Source organism: Pseudomonas sp. R9.37 (assembly GCF_963878885.1).
GTDB lineage: Bacteria > Pseudomonadota > Gammaproteobacteria > Pseudomonadales > Pseudomonadaceae > Aquipseudomonas.
Genome location: NZ_CAWNZA010000022.1, coordinates 634977 through 652880, shown reverse-complemented (window position 1 = coordinate 652880; position 17904 = coordinate 634977). Strand labels below are relative to the sequence as shown.

The 17904-nt window shown below is 60.5% G+C and carries 20 protein-coding genes; 9 read left to right on the top strand and 11 right to left on the bottom strand.

The window, feature by feature from the left end:
• Positions 1-100 precede the first annotated feature (100 nt).
• Positions 101-1339: an acyl-CoA dehydrogenase family protein gene (locus AACU78_RS15200; RefSeq protein WP_106576622.1), complete on the top strand. Its 1239-nt coding sequence runs from the start codon at positions 101-103 to the stop codon at positions 1337-1339.
• 139 nt (positions 1340-1478) lie between these two features.
• Here the strand turns inward: AACU78_RS15200 and argE are convergent, their stop codons facing one another.
• The 7 genes from argE to AACU78_RS15165 all read right to left on the bottom strand — a co-directional run bounded on the left by argE (position 1479) and on the right by AACU78_RS15165 (position 8596).
• Positions 1479-2630, bottom strand: a complete 1152-nt coding sequence (argE, locus tag AACU78_RS15195; protein ID WP_106576621.1) for an acetylornithine deacetylase — start codon at positions 2628-2630, stop codon at positions 1479-1481.
• A complete protein-coding gene (locus tag AACU78_RS15190; RefSeq protein WP_106576620.1) occupies positions 2627-3304 on the bottom strand; it encodes a DUF1028 domain-containing protein in 678 nt (225 codons plus the stop codon). The genes argE and AACU78_RS15190 overlap by 4 nt, the downstream gene beginning before the upstream one ends.
• Before the next feature lie 9 nt (positions 3305-3313).
• The gene (locus tag AACU78_RS15185) at positions 3314-4045 is read right to left on the bottom strand and encodes a class II aldolase and adducin N-terminal domain-containing protein (RefSeq protein WP_106576619.1); all 732 of its coding nucleotides are present in this window, start codon (positions 4043-4045) and stop codon (positions 3314-3316) included.
• A gap of 50 nt (positions 4046-4095) precedes the next feature.
• Positions 4096-4926 (bottom strand): ABC transporter substrate-binding protein, encoded by an 831-nt coding sequence (locus AACU78_RS15180; protein WP_106576618.1) that lies wholly within the window; start codon positions 4924-4926, stop codon positions 4096-4098.
• A 29-nt stretch (positions 4927-4955) separates the two neighbouring features.
• Positions 4956-5828 (bottom strand): phytanoyl-CoA dioxygenase family protein, encoded by an 873-nt coding sequence (locus AACU78_RS15175; protein WP_106576617.1) that lies wholly within the window; start codon positions 5826-5828, stop codon positions 4956-4958.
• 28 nt (positions 5829-5856) lie between these two features.
• Positions 5857-7374, bottom strand: coding sequence for an amino acid ABC transporter permease/ATP-binding protein (locus AACU78_RS15170; RefSeq protein WP_106576616.1), 1518 nt, complete (start codon positions 7372-7374; stop codon positions 5857-5859).
• Positions 7375-7621: 247 nt separating this feature from the next.
• Positions 7622-8596 (bottom strand): LysR family transcriptional regulator, encoded by a 975-nt coding sequence (locus AACU78_RS15165; protein ID WP_106576615.1) that lies wholly within the window; start codon positions 8594-8596, stop codon positions 7622-7624.
• 183 nt (positions 8597-8779) lie between these two features.
• On the opposite strand from AACU78_RS15165, the gene AACU78_RS15160 reads away from it, so the two are divergent.
• Genes AACU78_RS15160 through AACU78_RS15150 form a run of 3 tightly spaced genes read left to right on the top strand, consistent with a single transcriptional unit; the run spans position 8780 to position 10637 of the window.
• Entirely contained in the window at positions 8780-9202 is a 423-nt protein-coding gene (locus AACU78_RS15160; RefSeq protein ID WP_106576614.1) for a RidA family protein, read from the top strand.
• The gene (locus AACU78_RS15155) at positions 9199-10179 is read left to right on the top strand and encodes an NAD(P)H-quinone oxidoreductase (RefSeq protein WP_106576613.1); all 981 of its coding nucleotides are present in this window, start codon (positions 9199-9201) and stop codon (positions 10177-10179) included. The genes AACU78_RS15160 and AACU78_RS15155 overlap by 4 nt, the downstream gene beginning before the upstream one ends.
• A 14-nt stretch (positions 10180-10193) precedes the next feature.
• Positions 10194-10637: a type II 3-dehydroquinate dehydratase gene (locus AACU78_RS15150; protein WP_106576612.1), complete on the top strand. Its 444-nt coding sequence runs from the start codon at positions 10194-10196 to the stop codon at positions 10635-10637.
• 65 nt (positions 10638-10702) lie between these two features.
• On the opposite strand, the gene AACU78_RS15145 is transcribed toward AACU78_RS15150, so the two are convergent.
• A complete protein-coding gene (locus AACU78_RS15145) occupies positions 10703-10900 on the bottom strand; it encodes a hypothetical protein (protein ID WP_106576611.1) in 198 nt (65 codons plus the stop codon).
• Positions 10901-11093: 193 nt separating this feature from the next.
• Between AACU78_RS15145 and AACU78_RS15140 the strand changes: the two genes are divergently transcribed.
• Both AACU78_RS15140 and AACU78_RS15135 read left to right on the top strand, forming a co-directional pair.
• Complete coding sequence (locus AACU78_RS15140; protein WP_106576610.1) at positions 11094-12344, top strand: flavin-containing monooxygenase; 1251 nt, start codon at positions 11094-11096, stop codon at positions 12342-12344.
• 327 nt (positions 12345-12671) lie between these two features.
• A complete protein-coding gene (locus AACU78_RS15135; RefSeq protein WP_106576609.1) occupies positions 12672-13001 on the top strand; it encodes a DUF6124 family protein in 330 nt (109 codons plus the stop codon).
• A 185-nt stretch (positions 13002-13186) separates the two neighbouring features.
• Here AACU78_RS15135 and AACU78_RS15130 read toward each other — a convergent pair whose 3' ends face one another.
• Entirely contained in the window at positions 13187-13711 is a 525-nt protein-coding gene (locus AACU78_RS15130) for a GNAT family N-acetyltransferase (protein WP_106576608.1), read from the bottom strand.
• 289 nt (positions 13712-14000) lie between these two features.
• Between AACU78_RS15130 and AACU78_RS15125 the strand changes: the two genes are divergently transcribed.
• A complete protein-coding gene (locus tag AACU78_RS15125) occupies positions 14001-14465 on the top strand; it encodes a hypothetical protein (protein ID WP_106576607.1) in 465 nt (154 codons plus the stop codon).
• A 198-nt stretch (positions 14466-14663) separates the two neighbouring features.
• On the opposite strand, the gene AACU78_RS15120 is transcribed toward AACU78_RS15125, so the two are convergent.
• Both AACU78_RS15120 and msrA read right to left on the bottom strand, forming a co-directional pair.
• The gene (locus AACU78_RS15120; protein WP_106576606.1) at positions 14664-15164 is read right to left on the bottom strand and encodes a GNAT family N-acetyltransferase; all 501 of its coding nucleotides are present in this window, start codon (positions 15162-15164) and stop codon (positions 14664-14666) included.
• Positions 15165-15255: 91 nt separating this feature from the next.
• Positions 15256-15762, bottom strand: coding sequence for a peptide-methionine (S)-S-oxide reductase MsrA (msrA, locus tag AACU78_RS15115; RefSeq protein ID WP_106576605.1), 507 nt, complete (start codon positions 15760-15762; stop codon positions 15256-15258).
• Positions 15763-16082: 320 nt separating this feature from the next.
• Between msrA and selD the strand changes: the two genes are divergently transcribed.
• Both selD and AACU78_RS15105 read left to right on the top strand, forming a co-directional pair.
• Positions 16083-17132 carry a selenide, water dikinase SelD gene (gene selD / locus AACU78_RS15110; protein WP_106576604.1) on the top strand — a complete coding sequence of 350 codons (1050 nt, stop codon included), beginning with the start codon at positions 16083-16085 and terminating at the stop codon, positions 17130-17132.
• Positions 17133-17142: 10 nt separating this feature from the next.
• A complete protein-coding gene (locus tag AACU78_RS15105; protein WP_256586919.1) occupies positions 17143-17904 on the top strand; it encodes a sulfite exporter TauE/SafE family protein in 762 nt (253 codons plus the stop codon).

The window sequence follows — 17904 nt, the reverse complement described above, 5'->3', positions numbered from 1 at the left end:
GCTATTTTTCGTATTAAAAACTTTGCGAACCGTGGGTTAGGGTGGCGGCACCAGACCACTGGACCCCAGCACCTGAGCCACTTTCTGCAAGGTCCATTGCATGTCGATTTGCGCGTTGAATATCTGGGGCGCTGCGCCCTCCTCCCGTTACGAACAACTGGCTGCTCCCTTTCGCCCGCTCTTTGCGCAGATCCTTGCGCAAGCCGCAGAGGCAGATCAGACACGCGCCAGCCTGGCACTTGTTATCCGCCAGCTCAACGAACTGGGACTGCCCCGCTGGCGCTTGCCTGTGAGCCACGGTGGCCAGGGCGCGACCTTTGCCGAACTGCTTGCGCTGCTCACCGAACTGTCCGCCGCCGACTCCAACATCACCCAGGCCCTGCGCGGGCATTTTGGTTTTTGCGAGGACGTCCTCTGTGCCAAAGACCTCGACTGGCGCGCCAAATGGCTGGACCGGCTCGGCCAGGGCGCGCTGCTCTCTCCCGGCAGCACCGAGGTCGGCAACCAGACCCGCGGCGACTTCGAAACCCGTCTGCACCGCGATGCCGACGGCACCCTGCGCATCAGCGGCAGAAAGTTCTACACCACCGGCGCGCTCTACAGCGACCTGATCAACACCGTCGCCACGGGTGAGGATGGCACGGTGTATTCGGTCGTCGTCGACCTCAAGGCCCCTGGCGTGCACATCGTCGATGACTGGAATGGCTTCGGCCAACGCCTCACCGCCAGCGGCACCTGTATTTTCGACAATGCCCCGGTGGAGGACGACCTGCGCCCTACCCATCAACGCTTCGGCTACGGCCAGTCGTTCTACCAGATCTACCACCTCAGCACCCTCGCCGGCATTGCTCGCCGCGCGGCGCTGAGCGGTGCGCAAGAACTCAGCCAGCGCGCCAGAACCTTCACCACCGGCAACGCCGACACCGCAGCGCAAGACGTGCAGTTGCTGCAAGTCATCGGCGAAGTTGCCAGCCAGGCCTACGCCGCGCACGCCATCACCCAGCAAGCGGCGCAGCGCCTGGAGCAGACGGCGCAGTCTGTGATCGCCCACAAGCAGGCGCTGCACGACGATGACCCGCACGTGGCATTGGCGGAGCTGGAAGTGTGCCTGGCAGTCAACCCGGTGGTGGACGCGACACTCGCGGCAACCACCGCACTGTTTGACGCGCTGGGCGCCAGTGCCACGGCCAGCAACAAAGCGCTGGACCGGCTGTGGCGCAATGCGCGCACGTTGGCCAATCATAATCCGCGGGTCTACAAGTCGCGCATTGTGGGCAACTACCTGGTGAACGGTGCGCTGCCGCCGGCGCAGTGGCGGGTGGGTGTGGCTAACGCCTGAGCAAACAACACAGAGCAAATGTGGGAGCGGGCTTGCGTGGGAGCTGGCTTGCCTGCGAAGGCATCACCTCGGTTTAACTGCAAGACCGGGGCGCCTGCATCGCGGGCAAGCCCGCTCCCACATTGGATAGGGGGTGGCCTTACTGGCTCACAAACGCCACCACCCGCTCTAACATCCGGTCACACGCCGCCAATTGTTCCAGGCTGATGAACTCGTCGGGCTTGTGGCCCTGCTCCATGCTCCCCGGTCCGCAGACCACGGTGGGAATCCCTGCCTGGTCAAACAGCCCGCCCTCAGTCCCGAAAGCCACAGTGCCGTAGTCGCGCGAGCCGCAAAATTGCGCAATCCACTCAGCCGCCTGGCTCTGCAGCGACGTCGCCAGGCCCGGGTAGCTGGATAACTCGCTGAAGCTGATCGCACACTGCGCGCTCACTGCCTGCATTGCCGGCAGCAGCGTGTGTTCGGCGTAGCGGCGTAACTGGTCCGCAACCTGCCAGGGGTTCTGATTCGGCAACGCGCGCACTTCAAAGTCAAAACTGCAATCCTGCGGCACGATGTTCAAGGCCTTCCCGCCGCTTATCACGCCGGTTTGTACGGTGGAAAATGGCGGGTCAAATCGCGCATCAAGGTGCTGCTCAGCCGTGAGCGTTTCACCGAGCCGCACCAGCTCACTGATCAACCGCGCAGCGTATTCGATAGCGTTTACGCCCGACGGCGCATAGGCCGAATGGCACGCCGCGCCGTGAATTTGGCAGCGCATGCCCAGCTTGCCCTTGTGGCCCAGCACCGGCTTGAGCTCGGTGGGCTCGCCAATCACGCACAGCAGCGGCTTGACCGGTTGCGCGTGAAACCTTTCGATCAACGAGCGCACACCCAGGCAGCCGATCTCCTCGTCATAGGACAGCGCGATATGCACCGGCATGCGCAGCGGCGCCTGCACCAGTGCCGGCACGCAGGCCAACACACAGGCGATGTAGCCCTTCATGTCCGCCGTGCCACGCCCGTACAACTTGCCGTCCTTTTCTGTCAGGTCAAACGGCGCCACCGTCCAGCGCTGACCGTCCACCGGCACCACATCGGTGTGCCCGGACAGCACAATCCCCGGCACGCCGGCCGGGCCAAGGGTTGCCAGCAGGTTGGCCTTGCTTTTTTGCGCGTTGAACACCAACTCGCAGGCCACGCCGTGGCCTTGCAAATACGTGCGCACGAAGTCGATCAAGGCCAGGTTGGATTCGCGGCTGGTGGTGTCGAAACGCACCAGTTGCGCCAGCAGGTCGCGGCTGTTGCTCATCGGTCATCTCCCGGTACCGCATAGCCCGGTGCATGTTGAGGGTTGATGGCGCGGTCAATGTAGTCCTGCAGTTGGCTGCGATAGGCCTGCCACAATTGGTCGAGGGCGCCGATCGGGTCGTCATCGGCCCAGTCCACGCGCAAATTGACGATGGGCCACAGCAGGTCATCGACCACCACGAGGGCAGCCGAATGCACCGGGCCGGCTTCACCGCCTTTAGCCTGGCCCGCCTGCATCGCGGCAAGCAATCGGTCGGCCAGGTGCCCGGAGGCATTTTCAAACGCCTGCACCATGGCCGCGATCACGCCGGGATGGGCGAGCATATTCCCCGCCGCCACGCATTGCTCACCACTCAGCGCCGCATGAAGGCCAAGGGTCTGCGCGCCGCTGAAATGCGCCGTGCGGCCTTGGTTATCGATCACCGTCACCTGGCGGTACTGGCTGTGATCCTGCCCGGCCAGCACCGTTTCCAGCGCCTCATTCGGCGCCAAGCCCTGCCCTAAGCTGTCCAGGATGTGCGGCCCCAAACTCGGCAAGGTGATGTTCTGCGACGCCACCGCGCCCACACCGGGGCGCAGCCACGGGCAGCGCGCACCGACGGCAATGCTTGAAGAGCTGATCGCAATGCCCAGCTGGCCGGTCTCGGCGCAGCGAGCGACAACGGAAAACGTCATAAAAAGCCCTCAGTCGAGTACCGAAGGGTCGGCGTCGATCATCAACTGCTTCATTTCTTCAAAGTGCTGCTGCGAAAAGTCCGCGATACCTTCCCAGCCGCGTGCGGTTTTCTCCGCCACCTCATCCGACAACACCCGCAGCGGCTGCCCGGTGGACCACGCCGTCACCAGGATCTGGCAGGCACGCTCCAGGGTCCAGATATCGTCAAAGGCCTCACCAATGGACGCGGCCGTGACCATCACGCCATGGTTGCCCATCAGCAGGCGGCTCTTGCCGTCGAGCAGCGCGGCCAGGCGCGCGCCTTCGGCTTCGGTGTCAGCCATGCCGCCGTACAGTTCGTCCACGGCCACGCGGTTGAAATAGCGCGCGGTGTTCTGGTCAATCGCCGGAATGTGCGGTGTGGCCAGGCACGCCACCGCCGTGGTGTAAACCGGGTGCAGGTGCAGCACGGCGCGGGTTTGCGGCAGCAGTCGGTGGATCTGCCCGTGGATCGACCAGGCGGTGGCGTCCACATGCGGATGGTCGGCGCAGGCCGGGTCGTCGGCGTTCAACAGCAACAGGTCGCTGGCGCGAATGCGCGAAAAATGCTTCCACTTCGGGTTAAGCAAAAACTGTTTGCCGTCGGCCGATACCGCCGCGCTGAAATGGTTGGCCACCGCCTCGTGCATGCCCAAGTGGGCAATGATGCGAAAGGTTGCCGCCAGGTCGATGCGCGCCTGTTCTTCAAGGGATAACGCCATGAATCTGTCTCCGCAAGGCGCGACCGCAGGGCTGCGGTCGCGCAATAGGCTTACTTGGGCATCAGCGCGGCGATGTCGGCATCGGTCGGCGCTTCAAAGTTGTACTTCTTGAGCAAGGCCGCGTATTCCGGGGTCGCGCGGTACTTGTCCAACCCGTCGAGCAGGGCTTTTTTCACCTCGTCGTTGCCCTTTTTCACGCCGAAGCCGTTGAGGACCGGGTAGATCAGCGTGTCGGACGAAATCACCACGCGGCTGCCGAGCTTGTCGACCACACCCCGCGCCACGGCGGCATCGGTGATCTGCGCTTCAACGGCGTGGGCCAGCAAGGCCTGGGTGGTTTGCGGGTCGGTGCTGTATTCACTGATCGCAATCGGTTTCAAGCCTTTGGCCACGCAGTACTCATCCGACAGTTTGTGCATCTGTGCCAGCCAGGACGTGGCGCCCATGGAGCCGATCTTGTGGCCGCAGAACTCTTCCGGTTTCTTGGGTTGGAACGCACTGTCCTTGAGGGTCAGGATCGACTCGCCGCTTTTCAGGTAAGGGATCATGTCGATGACTTTGACCCGCTCCGCCGTGATGTACATCGACGAGTTCGTCACATCGAACCGCCCGGCCTGCAGGCCGGTGATCAGGTTGGGGAAGCGCGTGTCGAGGGTTTCGACCTTGCGCCCCATGACCTTGCCCAGGCCGTCCATGAATTCGATATCAAAACCTGCCGGCGTGTTGTTATCCATGTACTCGTACGGGAAGAAGGTCACGTCGGAACCGGCGATGATCTTGCCTTCCTGCTGGAACGCCGAAGCCGCCAACGAGGTCAGTGCAACCGCGGCGCCCAACAGGCACACGGCAAGAGGTCGAAGACTTTTTTGAGACGCTGTCATGGTCATTACCTGCAAGGGTTTTAGGGGGGTTAGGCAGTCGCGGAGTCTTGGCCGGCCTGTTGCACAAAGAACGAGGCGCCACGGGGTTTCTGCGGCAAGCGCAGGTGGTTGTCGGTGGAACGCACCAAGCCACTTTCTTCACCGGCTACCAGCAGGCCGGCGTGTGCACTGGGCAGCGGGTTTTCGCCGAATGGCAGCGCGTCTTCAGCGGCGTAGACGCTGATGAACAGGGTGCGCGGCAGTTCGGTCTCGTTAGGGCTGGAAGCATGTAAAAGGCGCGTGTGCATAAAGCACACGGAGCCGGCCGGGCCGTAGCAGGCGACCGGTTGCCGGCAATGTTCTTGAACCACGGCATCGTCCACCGAACCGGTAAAACGCTGGTCCTGCCAGTGCGACCACAACGGGCCTTTGTGGCTGCCGGGGATCACATTCAGTGGGCCGTTTTGCGGGGTCACTTCGCTGACCATCAGCAAGGCAGTGACGATGTCGTCGTTGCTGTGCGGCGTGAACAGAAAGTCCTGGTGCCACTTCACCTGCGTCGCGGTGTGCGGCAGTTTCGAGTTGATCTTGCTGTGATGAAAACGCGCGCCGCCAGCGCCCACCAACTGCGCGGAAATCGCCGCCATCCGCGAGTGCAGTGCCACGCGCTCATACGCCGGGGAAATCTCGGTGGGCGAACTCACCCGCCGCAACGACGGGTGATCGGCGCGGTGGTCGCCTTCCAGGTCGAAACGCGCGCGGCCATCCACGGTGGCACCCCAGCCCTGGTCGTGGCTGCGGCTCTCCTCCACCCACTGGTCGAAGTCATGTTGCAACGCGGCCACTTCGTCCAGCGACAACACGCCCTCCACCACCAGGAAGCCGTCGCGCTGGAATTGTTCGATTTGAGCTTGCTCGATCATTTTTAGTGAGTCCTGAACATTGAAGAGATCACGCCAGCGAGACGTCCTTGAGGAACGCCTCCACGCGTGGGTTGTGGCCGCTGCGCAGGGCCTGGGGCGTGTCGTCGCAAACCACGCGGCCCTTTTCCATGAACACGATGCGGTCGGAGACCTTGAAGGCGAAGTTCATCTCGTGGGTAACAATCACCATGGTGATGCCCTCCCCGGCCAGGGCTTCGATGACCTGCAGCACTTCGTTGACTTTCTCGGGGTCGAGCGCCGAGGTGGGCTCGTCGAACAGCATGATCTGCGGGCGCATCATCAAGGCGCGGGCGATGGCCACACGTTGCTGCTGGCCGCCGGACAGCTGGTGCGGGTACTTCCAGGCGTGGTCGAGCATCCCAACCTTGTGCAGCAGCGCGTAAGCCTGTTGCTTGAGCTCATCGGTGCGCCCCAGGCGATGGTATTTCGGCGCCATCAGCAGGTTGTCGAGCACGCTCAAGTGCGGGAACAGGTTGAAGCTCTGGAACACCATGCCGATGTTCAGGCGGTGCTCGGCGTGCTCAATAAATTGAGGTTTCTGCGCGCCGACCTTATGCAAATGAATGAACGGCAGACCGTTGATATGAATCTCGCCGTTGTCCAGTTGCTCCAGGCCGTTGAGCAGGCGGATCAACGTGGTTTTACCCGACCCGGACGGCCCGATCACCGACACCACTTCACCCGGCTGCACCTGCAGGTTGACCGAGCCCAGCACTTCAATGTCGTTGTAAGCCTTATGCAACCGGGCAGCTTGCAGCGCGGCGACGCCGGTGTTGGCCGGGCGCGCCGGCGCCGTGCGTTGTTGGGTGGCCAGGGCCAGCACTGCGGCATCCGGTACGCGGGACACATTGCGTTGGTTGACGTCGAGAAAGCGCTCCAGGCGTTTGAGCAGAAAGTCGAACACGGTGACGATAAACACGTAGAAAAACGCCACCGCCGCCATGGTTTCGATCACCAGGAAGTTCTGCGAATACAGGCGTTGGCCGACCATCAAAATCTCGGTCAGCGAGATCACCGACACCAGCGAGGTGAGCTTGACGATGGAGATGTACTCGTTGGCCAGCGACGGCAGGGCCACACGCAACGCCTGGGGAATCACCACGCGCCACTGGGTGCCAAAGAACCTCAAGCCCAACGCCCGCGCCGCTTCCCCCTGGCCTTTGGGAATCGAGAGCAAACCACCACGGTGGATTTCGGCCACGTACGCCGTCTCGCAGATCACCAACGCCAGCAGGCCGGACCAGAACGGGTCGGCCAGCACGGCCGAGGTGCCGGGCAGCGCCTGGGGCAGGTTGTAGATAAAGATCAGCAGCACCAGCAGCGGCAGGCTGCGGAACAACCAGATATAGCCACGGGCCGGAACGCTGAGCAGCCCATGTTTGGATTGTTTGGCCAGCGCCAGCAGAAAGCCCAGGGCGATGCTCAGGACCCAGGTCAGGGTGCTGAGCTTGATTACCGTCCACGTCGCCCGCCAGAACTCGGGATCGGCGAGCAAACCAAACATGTAGTGCCAGTCGAATGTCATCGTCGCGGTGCCTTGCTGAAAAGAAATTGATCTGCATCGATGGGATGAGAGTCGTGGGGACGGGGGTTCAGGGTCAATTCGTAAAACCCGGCCCACTGGGTAGGCAGAACCTATGCAGTGATAACCGGCCAGGGGAAACCATGAAGATCAAATGTGGGGCCTTTAGTGTTTCCGGGATTGTTGGCTCCGGCCAAAAGGGTGCACCGCCGAGCAAGTGGCGCAGCCCGCGCCACCTTTTGGTGCAATCTCAGCTCACACCACTCAAGACCCGCACCGCATGCGGGTCAAAAAAGCTCGGCGGGGCCATGCCGGGGATGTACTGGTCGGACACAAACATGCGGCAGCGCTCGGCGAACGCCGACACCACTCGCGACAGCTGGGTGTTGCTCGCCGTGGCGTAGCCCAGCCGCATCGGTCGGTGCGAGCCGGCCAGGCGCAGGCGAATCACGCGTTTGCCATCCTGGGACACATTGGATTTGGGCCGCGCATTCGCGAAGGAATAGCCAATGCCATTGCCGACCATCGCGCGCACCGTTTCAAGGTTGGTGGAGCGCATGATGATGTTGGGCGTGGTGCCCGCCTGCATGAACAGGCTGAGGAAATAGTCGCGGCTCCAGGGCGTGTCGAGCAGCACCACCGGATAAGCTTCAAGGTCTTGCATGCTCACCGCAGGCGAGCTCGCCAGCGGGTGATACTCACCGACCATCACATACGGCGGCAGGTGCGCCAGGGCTTGGAAATCGATATCGGGGCTGGTCACCAGGTCGTAGGTCAGGGCGATATCCAGCTCGCCGCTGCGCAGTTTTTCCAGCAATTCCTCGTGGTTGCCTTCGGCCTGGGTCAGCCGCACGCCGGGGAATGCGCGGCCAAAACCAAACACCAGTTCGGGCGTGATCATCGGCGCCAGCGACTCCAGGCAACCCACTTGCAACGGCCCGCGCACAGAGTTCAACGACTCCGAGGCGATGGTGTAGAGGTTGGTCATCTGTTCCAGAATCAGCTTGGCTTCCTGCATCACCTGGCGCCCCACTGCCGTGAGCGAAATGCCCTGGGCGTGATGGCGGATAAACAGCTGGATGCCCAGCTCGGCTTCCATATGGGTGATGGCGGCCGAGATCGACGGCGATGACACATGAATGCGTTCAGCCGCAGCACTGATGCTGCCCGCCTCTCCCGACGCCACGAAATACTCCAGTTGACGCTGAGTAATACGACTGAGCATTACGCCTGCCCCTCAACAATGACTGTACGCGAGGTGTTGCAGGGTTCGTGCCGGGTCAGGCGCGAGCCGATGACCTGCAAGGGCTTCGGTTTTTCCTAAGCACTACCGCGCGCAAATGCTGGTTTCGCAGGCGTCTGGGCAATGTGAAGCTCAACCCATCCCGCTTCCGATGAGTTGCCCGCCATGCCCACCCACACCCGCATCCGCATGTTCAACACCAAACAGACCTACCCCAACCAGGCGCTGGACAACGACCTGTGCCAGGCCGTGCGCGCCGGCAACACCCTCTATGTGCGCGGCCAGGTCGGCACCGATTTCGACGGCAACCTGGTCGGCCTCGGCGACCCGCGTGCGCAAGCCGAGCAGGCGATGAAAAACGTCAAACAACTGCTTGAAGAGGCCGGCTCCGACCTGTCGCACATTGTGAAAACCACCACTTACCTGATCGACCCGCGTTACCGCGAGCCGGTGTATCAGGAGGTGGGCAAGTGGCTCAAAGGCGTGTTCCCGATCTCCACCGGGCTGGTGATTTCCGGCCTGGGCCAGCCGGAATGGCTGATGGAAATCGACGTAATCGCCGTTGTGCCGGATGACTGGACCGTATGAAGGCGGTGATTGCCCGTGAGCCGGGCGGGCCTGAGGTGCTGCACGGCGTGGAGCGCCCGGTGCCGACACCCGAGCCGGGCGAGGTGTTGATTCGCGTGGCGGCCGCAGGCGTCAATCGCCCGGATTTGATGCAACGCAGCGGCGCACCGATTGCGCCTGGCGTCACCGACGTGCTCGGCCTGGAAGCGGCGGGCATTGTGGTCGCCACAGGCCCTGGCGTAGACGAGTTTGCCCCTGGCGACCGCGTGATGGCGCTGCTCAACGGCGGCGGCTACGCCGAGTACTGCGTGGCCCAGGCCGCGCACTGCCTGCCGGTGCCGGCGGGGTTATCACTTCAGGAGGCCGCAGGCGTGCCGGAAGCGGCGTTTACCGTGTGGCACAACCTGTTTGAACTGGGCCGCCTGCGCAGCGGCGACAGCGTGCTGATCCACGGCGCCGCCAGTGGCGTCGGCAGCTTCGCCGTGCAGTGCGCGCACGCCGCCGGGGCGCGGGTAATCGCCACCGCCGGCGGCGCGCAGAAAGTCGCGATGCTGCAAGCGCTCGGCGTGTGGCGCGCGATGGATAGACACACTGAAGATTTTGTCGAGGTGGTGAACGACTGCACCGAAGGGCGCGGCGTGGACGTGGTACTGGATAACGTCGGCGGCCCTTATGTCGCATGCAACCTCGCAGCCATGGCAATGGGCGGGCGGCATGTGAGTTTGTCCTTCCTGCAAGGCGCAAAAATCGAGTTGGATTTACAGGTCTTGATGCGCAAAAACCTTAGCCTTACCTCTTCTACCTTGCGCCCCAAAAGCCACGCCGAAAAAGCCCGTTTGGCGGTGTGTATTCGCTCGCGTTTTTTACCCTGGCTCGCCTCCGGCCTGGTGCGTCCGCAAATCCACACGCAGTTGCCCCTGCTTCAAGCCGCCGAGGCCCATCGGCTGCTGGAGGCCAACGCCAACGTCGGCAAAGTCGTGCTGACCGTCGCGCAATAACTGGAGCGCAAGCCATGTCCCACCGCGTGTTTTTCCTCAATGGCCCTAACGCCAACCTTTACGGCCTCGACAAAGACGGCACCTATGGCAGCGAAAGCTTCGCCAGCATCGAAGCACGCTGCCAACGCCACGCCGCTGAGCTGGGCCTGAGCCTGGACTTTCGCCAGAGCAACCACGAAGGCGTGCTGGTGGACTGGATACAGGAAGCGCGACTGAACGCCGACGCCATAGTGATCAATGCCGCCGGGCTCACCTACAGCTCGGTACCGATCCTCGACGCGCTGCTGGCCTTCGACGGCCCGATCATCGAAGCGCACATGAGCAACATCTGGAAGCGTGAGAGCTTTCGGCATCACTCCTACGTGTCCAAGGCGGCTACCGGCGTCATCGCAGGGCTTGGGGCGCTGGGTTACGAGCTGGCGCTTACGGCGGTGGCCACGTTGTTGAAAACCCAATGAACCGCCTCACCGCAGATCAACGGTGGGAGCTGTCGAGCTTTAGCGAGGCTGCGAAGGGATACTGTTCAACCTGATGAACCAGCGCGGGCGGCGTATTTCTCGAAAAGATCATTAAAAAAAATAGTGCTTACGATGATCGGGTAGTCCGAACACACTTCTTTATCTACCAGTGGACGCACCGTCAGCTCGTCCTCTACAGACTCGTCCATGGGAAAGAACCACGCACCAAAATGACGAAAGTCATCCAGGGTCAGCTCATACACTTGCTTATCTAGAGTGCATCAGTGATGCATCGATAATGACGCGGCTGGCGACTGCCCCATGGGGTTTGGATTTTCCTAACCTCTGCCTTCAAAAAGCATAATTTCGCTCCTTCCACTGCGTGATCACACTGAGGCTGTCGATGCTTGCGCGTCGCCCAAACCGACCGAGGTCGTTCACTTTTAGGAAACGCACATGTCAGTGGAAACAATCAACACCCTGGTAGTGGGCGCAGGCCAGGCCGGCGTCGCCATGAGCGAGCACCTTTCCCTGATGGGTGTGCCGCACTTGGTGCTGGAGCGCAGCCGCATCGCCGAACGCTGGCGCTCGGAGCGCTGGGACTCGCTGGTCGCCAACGGCCCGGCCTGGCATGACCGCTTTCCCGGGCTGAAATTCGAGGGCATTTCCCCCGAAGCCTTCCCGCCGAAAGAGCGCATGGCCGACTACTTCGAAGCCTACGTCGAGAAGTTACAGGCCCCCGTGCGCACCGGCGTGGAAGTCCAACGCGTGGAACGCCACGTGGGCCGCCCCGGCTTCAAAGTCACCACCTCCGCGGGCATCATCGAAGCCGCGAATGTGGTGGCGGCCACCGGCCCGTTCCAGCGCCCATCGATCCCCACCATCGTCCCGGCCACCGCGCCCGTGCACCAACTGCACTCCTCCACCTACAAAAATCCCGCGCAATTGCCCGAAGGCGCCGTGCTGGTGGTAGGCGCCGGCGCGTCCGGCTCGCAAATTGCCGAAGAACTGCAAAAGGCCGGCAAAACCGTGTACCTCTCGGTGGGCGAACACTACCGCCCGCCCCGCGCCTACCGCGGCCGCGACTACTGCTGGTGGCTCGGCGCGCTGGGCCTGTGGGACGAAGTCAAAATTCAGCCGAAGAAAAAGCACGTGGCCTTTGCCGTCAGCGGCTATGAAGGCGGTAAGACCGTGGACTTCCGCCGCCTGGCGCACCAGGGCATCCACCTGGTCGGCGTCACCCGCGAGTGGAACGAGGGGGTCATGACTTTCGAACCGGGCCTGGCCGACAACGTGGCCGAAGGTGACCGCGCCTACTTTGATGTACTGCGCGACGCCGACGCCTACATCGAAGCCAACGGCTTGCCGTTCCCATTGGAGCCCGACGCCTGGAAATTGCTGCCCGACCCGGAATGCCTGGTTAACCCGACCCTCAGCCTGGACCTGGCCGAGGCCGGCGTAACCACTGTCCTTTGGGCGACTGGTTTTAAATTCGATTTCAGCTGGTTGAAAGTCGATGCGTTTGACGAAAAAGGCGAGCCATTCCACAAGCGCGGCATCTCGGCGCAGAGCGGGATTTACTTCCTGGGCCTGCCGAATCTGGTGAACCGCGCGTCGTCGTTTATCTACGGGGTTTGGCACGACGCGAAGTACGTGGCCGACCATATTGTTTTGCAGAATAAGTACATGTCCTACACCAAGCCCTGAAACAGCACAGTCCGAGGCGACGGCGCCTTGCTCCGTTGCCTACGCTTGCGTCAGAATCCGCCGGCTTGTGTGCTTGGGTGGGCGTCTCTAAGGTTGCTCGGTCGCTGAATACTCAGTGATCGGGTTTAGTAGCTCGGGGTTATTCCAGTCAGCGCACAAGCTTCATCTGTCGGACGGTCTAGTCCGTGCTCGATGGTGGCTGTGTGCAGGGCGTCCTCGGGCGCGCCGGCTTTCTTGGAATTCCCCGGTCTACTAACCTGCGCACAGCTGCCACCCCTTTGTTTAGTAGCTCAGAGGTGAAGGCCCTAAAGTGGGAAATTCCAAGATATGTTCAAAGTCACACCCAACCCTCCGAACGAGCCGGACCTGAAGCTGAATCAGACGGCGCATCGCGCGATTGATCGCTATCTCAACCCGGAAACTGACTCACCATCGCCGCCGGGCCTGTTCAGCGTTGCCGCCGACGCCAGCAACGAAGCCCTGATCACCAACAGCTATGAAACTTTTTCCTCGGTAACCGCCTTGCTGCTTGACCTGTCGGAGGACCTGACCGGGAAACAGCGCGACGTGGCGCTGGCGATTCACCAGTTGAGTGAGCTGGGGGTTTTGTTGATGGACAGGCTGATGGAGCGGGAGGCTGCTGTAGCGGGTCGCTGAGTTTTCAACTGCATGAGCCGAATAAACAACCGGGTTTACTCGCGAAGACGTCGGGCCGGCAATTATGAGATCGACTGACCCACCGCTTTCGCGGGCAAGCCCGCTCCCACAGGGGGCTCGGCGCTTCACTGATTGGTAGTGGGGAACAGGCCACCTTTAAAGGCGTGGCCTGCCGCCTGCTCTGTCTAACTCAACCGAATACACGGCAACCGATACCTCACCTCGACCAGCTGCACACCGCCCCTCTCAAGCGTGCGCTCACTGCCCGCCTCCTCAACACAGCCTGCCCGGCGATAAAAGCGGATAGCTCGTTCATTACGGGCCAACACCCACAGCGTTAACTGTTCAAACCCCTGTTCAGCCAAATACTGTAAGCCCGCGTTCCACAACGCCAGCCCGACACCCGTGTGCCAGTGCTCGGCGACAACGTAGATGGCCATCACTTCACCTACGTTCTGCGCAGCAGCATCCTCATCACGGCTGGCGCCGACGGACACCCAGCCGACTACCTGCTTGCTCACCTGCGCCACCCAGACTTTTGATTCGCCCGATTCAATCGAGGCCATCCAAAATGACTCGCGCCTGGCCAAGGTCGAGCTCAACGCACCCAAGTAGTCGGCGGGCATCAGCTCGCGATAGGCGTCCTGCCAACTGCTGATGTGCACCTGGGCAATCGCCCTGGCGTCTGCGGGTGAGGCGTGACGAATCATCGAAGCGTTCCTTGTTCGGATATCAAGTGGTCAGGGTAAGCCGGCCTCAATTACGATTTTGCGATGTTGTTGAATTTTCCATGTTCTGAGGTGCCAGGCACCTTATGAGTGCGGGGATATAAAGGAAGGACGTCATCGCCTGCATCCTCGACGGTTACTGGCGTAGCGATTCAGCCATTCGGGCCGACACTGAGGTTGGACCGCAAGTGAATGGCTATTCACTGATGTCTTCCATCCCCGGACTATTTAGGTAACCTCACGTATTTGCACGGCATACGGGGTCGCGAACATGGACATCAGCTGCCTCACGTTCCAACAAATGCTTCGCCCTGGAAGCGACTTAAAAGGTTGCACGGTGGCCGAGCGTTGTTCAATTGATTTTCTGATTAATCAGCGTTCGTTGCTCGATACGCTCGTCACCGCGGGCGGTGACCACGCAGACTATATGAGCTGTTTCGTCAAAGGCTTCTGCGTGGCAAACAGCCGGTCCTGCGCTCGCCTGCTGTTGCGCGAACCCGCCGGAACGGAAAGTGGACGTGTCCTCCTGTACGCGTGCCCCGAGTGCGGCGACATCAGTTGTGGCGGCTATTCAGTGCATGTCAGTCAAACCGATAACCGCTTTACGTGGCACGCCTTTGCTTACGAGAACGGGTATGAAGAGCCAGTCATCATCGATGGCGTTGGCCCCTATACCTTCGAGAAGCAGGCCTATGAAGCAACCCTGAACAAGGCCGAATGGCTGATGAAGGAGTAGTCGTGTGGCGCGCTTTTCTATTTAAAGCGGTCTGACTCTGGTGGCCACTCAGCACTTGAACATGGAGATCCGCCCAGGGCGATCGGTTGATTCAGCATGAGTGCCGCACAAATCACCGCGATCAGTCTGGTTTATGACTGTCTGCGCAAACGGAAGAAGGTGTAAAGACGGCGATTCGCGAGAAGCAATGCATAGGGCTCACATCATTTCACCCGACGGGCTAGGCACGCCGCGCGCCGTAAGGTGCTGACGGACATAATAATTGTCGAACTCACTGCTTTCGACGAATTGGAAACCATGGCGGGTATAAAACCGGTTCGAGGCGCTTTCTTTGAGAGCACCTACTTTGATCGGCAGTGCAGCGGCATCTGCTTCTTTGAAAATCTGAGCAAGCACCGCAGCACCTACCCCTGCCCCTTGCGCACTCGGCCTCACGTACAGGTGGTCGAGCACGAGTTGATCGGGCTCGTGCTTGACCACGACAAAGCCGACCCGGTCTCCAGCGACCTCAATGTAACGGGTGCTGTGGGCTTCGAAGCCGCTGACGAACCGCTCACGCGCCCGCACCGGATCAAATCGCCCGACACGCTCCAGACTGTCGCGCATCGCCTCGATTCGAATGGCAACCAAATCGTCCACGTCGCCGGGTTGAGCGAGGACTAACTTCACTGGGGTGGTTTGATCGCGTTTGATGGGCATGACGTTGCACTCTACTTAGGCGCAGGAGTAAGACCACGTTCATAGGTTTCCCGAAGCGTGGTCTACCTTGTTTTTCGAGCGCAGCTCAGGCTCAGGCGCGCTTGGGCAACTTCCAGTTCGGCCGGATGAAGTGGCAGGTGTAGCCATTGGGTATGCGCTCCAGATAATCCTGATGCTCCGGCTCCGCTTCCCAAAACGGCCCTGCGGGTTCTATTTCAGTCACCACACGGCCTGGCCACAACGTGGAGGCATCCACGTCGGCAGCAGTGTCTTCGGCGATGTCGCGTTGCTGTTCGCTCAGGAAGTAAATCGCTGAACGATAGCTGGGCCCAAGGTCATTGCCCTGGCGGTTAGGCGTGCTGGGGTCGTGGATCTGGAAAAAGAACTCGAGAATCTGCCGGTACGTGATCACAGCAGGATCAAACACGATCTCAATCGCTTCAGCATGATTGCCGTGGTTGCGATAGGTGGCGTTCGGCACATCGCCGCCGGTGTAGCCGACTCGCGTGCTGAGGACGCCGGGGTAGCGCCGCAACAGGTCCTGCATGCCCCAGAAGCAGCCGCCGGCGAGGATCGCGGTTTCGGTTTGGTTGGTCATGGTCTGCCCTTGTGCTGAATGAGTACTGGGATAGTTATGGGGCTGTGCTGGGCAATAGCAAGGGTGAACGTCGGGTTGCGCTCGCCTCACTGATAAAAATCCCCGGCCAGCAAAATGGCCGCACAGCGCTGCGCAGCCGTGAGGCAATGGTTCATACACCCCTGCGCGCTGACATCCGCATGACTTCAAAATGCCGCCATGGCGTCATATTTCTGCAATGAAACCATGCGATTTTTGTCGACGGAAATAGGACATAACAGTCAGTTTTAGCCCGCTAAACCGCTGTTTTTATTATGGAAAATGGATTTTAAGGAAAGTCGATGTCGATGTTTTGTCAGATTATGGATAAATCTGAGAGTGGTGGGTGCGGGTGCAAGATCCCATCCAGCGTGTTAACGAAGATTCTGTCGCAAACTGCAGCAGCCAATACGGTCTCGGATGACAAAGTGGTATTGGGCTTTGAGTCTTCTGACGATTGCGCCGTCTATGACGCAGGTGAAAAATACCTTTTATTCACCACCGATTTTTTCTCCCCGATAGTTAACGATCCTTATGTCTTCGGCCAACTGGCAGCCAGCAATGCTGTCAGCGATATCTTTGCTTCCGGCGGAAGTCCACTGATTGCCAACTCGATCATGGCATTCGACCCGGAACTGGTGTCGGCCGAGCAAGTAACGCAGATGATCCTGGGCGCCCAGTCGGTGATGAACAAGTTCAACGTCAGCATCGTCGGTGGCCACACGATCAAGAACAGCCAGCCCTTGTATGGCTTCTCGATCATTGGTGAGGTGGAAAAGCACCGCTTGAAGAAAAACAACACGGCCAAGGCCGGTGATTGGCTGGTCATGACGCGTCCGATTGGTGTCGGCATCCTCGCCAATGCCCTGAAGACCGGCGTGATTGAACACGAGGATATTGCTGCGTCGACGCTTGCCCAGATCACCGGCGACAACGCGTTTGGGCGCACGCTGAGCGAAAGCCCTGAAGTCAGCAGTTTGACTGATATCACCGGGTTCGGCCTGATCGGCCATATCAGTGAGATGGTCGGGCTGGGGCAACTGGATGTTGACCTCGATACAAGCGGTCTGGTTTTTTATGACGGTACAGAGTCATTGGCAGTGGCGGTGACGTCGGCTGACAGCGGTATTTTTTCTAACATTAAAAAGTACGCGCAGCACGTGGAGTACCTGGCTGATATTCCCTTGGCTAGAAAGTTTCTGTTGCATGACCCGCAAACGAATGGCGGGTTGCTGTTCACTGTGAGTGCCGAAGGGTTTGAAACGAACCGTCGGACGTGGCAGGCGCTTTGCCCTGATCTGATTGTTATCGGTCGGATGACGCAAGGGACCGGCAAGATCAAGGTCTGCTGAGATGGTAGCCATGACAATCTACCCGGTTATGGTCGGTGTGGGCGTGATGGCGGGTTTCATGTCAGGCCTGTTCGGTATCGGTGGGGGCATCATCGTGACGCCCCTGTTGGTGCTGGTTTACCCGATATTGTCCGGTCAGAAAATGCCAATTGAAGTCGTGACGGGGTTGTCTTCCGCGCAGGGCTTCTTTTCGTCCCTCGTGTCGTTCGCGCTGCACCGCATCAAGTTTCAGCCGGATTGGCGAGTGATCAGAAGCTTTGCCGTACCGATGGCTGTCGCCAACTTTTTTGCCTCGCTCCATGCCGATGCCTTCAGCGAAAACTTCATCCTGTTCGTCTTCGGCCTGCTGGGGTTGATGTCGTTGTTGGTCACGTACCTGTTCCGTAAACCGGTGGCCGTGTTGTGCAACCATCAATCGCTGTCGTTGCCACTGATAGGGCTGGTGCTTGGCGTACTGTGCGGGCTGGTTGGACAGGGCGGCGGGTTCATCTATCTGCCTGTACTGATCAGCTTGTTTGGTCTGCAGATAAAGCAGGCCATTTCGACCTCGGCGCTGATCGGTATCATCGGAGCAAGTGGGGCGTTATTCGGCAGAGTGGGCTCAACCATGGATTTTCTCGGCTACACCGGTGAGTTGGTACTGGGGATATTGGTGGGGGGTTTGCTCGGAGCCATGCTTTCTCATCGGCTGGATTCGAGGCATCTGAAGCAGGCGCTGAATGCTTTCGTTTTGCTGTGCTCGCTCCAGCTCATCCTGCGCGTGCTTATTTGA

What these genes read in the sequence shown, in the direction of transcription:
- AACU78_RS15200 (WP_106576622.1), top strand. Translation starts at nt 101, where the DNA reads ATGTCGATTTGCGCGTTGAATATCTGGGGCGCTGCGCCCTCCTCCCGT.
- argE (WP_106576621.1), bottom strand. Translation starts at nt 2,630, where the DNA reads ATGAGCAACAGCCGCGACCTGCTGGCGCAACTGGTGCGTTTCGACACC.
- AACU78_RS15190 (WP_106576620.1), bottom strand. Translation starts at nt 3,304, where the DNA reads ATGACGTTTTCCGTTGTCGCTCGCTGCGCCGAGACCGGCCAGCTGGGC.
- AACU78_RS15185 (WP_106576619.1), bottom strand. Translation starts at nt 4,045, where the DNA reads ATGGCGTTATCCCTTGAAGAACAGGCGCGCATCGACCTGGCGGCAACC.
- AACU78_RS15180 (WP_106576618.1), bottom strand. Translation starts at nt 4,926, where the DNA reads ATGACAGCGTCTCAAAAAAGTCTTCGACCTCTTGCCGTGTGCCTGTTG.
- AACU78_RS15175 (WP_106576617.1), bottom strand. Translation starts at nt 5,828, where the DNA reads ATGATCGAGCAAGCTCAAATCGAACAATTCCAGCGCGACGGCTTCCTG.
- AACU78_RS15170 (WP_106576616.1), bottom strand. Translation starts at nt 7,374, where the DNA reads ATGACATTCGACTGGCACTACATGTTTGGTTTGCTCGCCGATCCCGAG.
- AACU78_RS15165 (WP_106576615.1), bottom strand. Translation starts at nt 8,596, where the DNA reads ATGCTCAGTCGTATTACTCAGCGTCAACTGGAGTATTTCGTGGCGTCG.
- AACU78_RS15160 (WP_106576614.1), top strand. Translation starts at nt 8,780, where the DNA reads ATGCCCACCCACACCCGCATCCGCATGTTCAACACCAAACAGACCTAC.
- AACU78_RS15155 (WP_106576613.1), top strand. Translation starts at nt 9,199, where the DNA reads ATGAAGGCGGTGATTGCCCGTGAGCCGGGCGGGCCTGAGGTGCTGCAC.
- AACU78_RS15150 (WP_106576612.1), top strand. Translation starts at nt 10,194, where the DNA reads ATGTCCCACCGCGTGTTTTTCCTCAATGGCCCTAACGCCAACCTTTAC.
- AACU78_RS15140 (WP_106576610.1), top strand. Translation starts at nt 11,094, where the DNA reads ATGTCAGTGGAAACAATCAACACCCTGGTAGTGGGCGCAGGCCAGGCC.
- AACU78_RS15135 (WP_106576609.1), top strand. Translation starts at nt 12,672, where the DNA reads ATGTTCAAAGTCACACCCAACCCTCCGAACGAGCCGGACCTGAAGCTG.
- AACU78_RS15130 (WP_106576608.1), bottom strand. Translation starts at nt 13,711, where the DNA reads ATGATTCGTCACGCCTCACCCGCAGACGCCAGGGCGATTGCCCAGGTG.
- AACU78_RS15125 (WP_106576607.1), top strand. Translation starts at nt 14,001, where the DNA reads ATGGACATCAGCTGCCTCACGTTCCAACAAATGCTTCGCCCTGGAAGC.
- AACU78_RS15120 (WP_106576606.1), bottom strand. Translation starts at nt 15,164, where the DNA reads ATGCCCATCAAACGCGATCAAACCACCCCAGTGAAGTTAGTCCTCGCT.
- msrA (WP_106576605.1), bottom strand. Translation starts at nt 15,762, where the DNA reads ATGACCAACCAAACCGAAACCGCGATCCTCGCCGGCGGCTGCTTCTGG.
- selD (WP_106576604.1), top strand. Translation starts at nt 16,083, where the DNA reads ATGTCGATGTTTTGTCAGATTATGGATAAATCTGAGAGTGGTGGGTGC.
- AACU78_RS15105 (WP_256586919.1), top strand. Translation starts at nt 17,143, where the DNA reads ATGACAATCTACCCGGTTATGGTCGGTGTGGGCGTGATGGCGGGTTTC.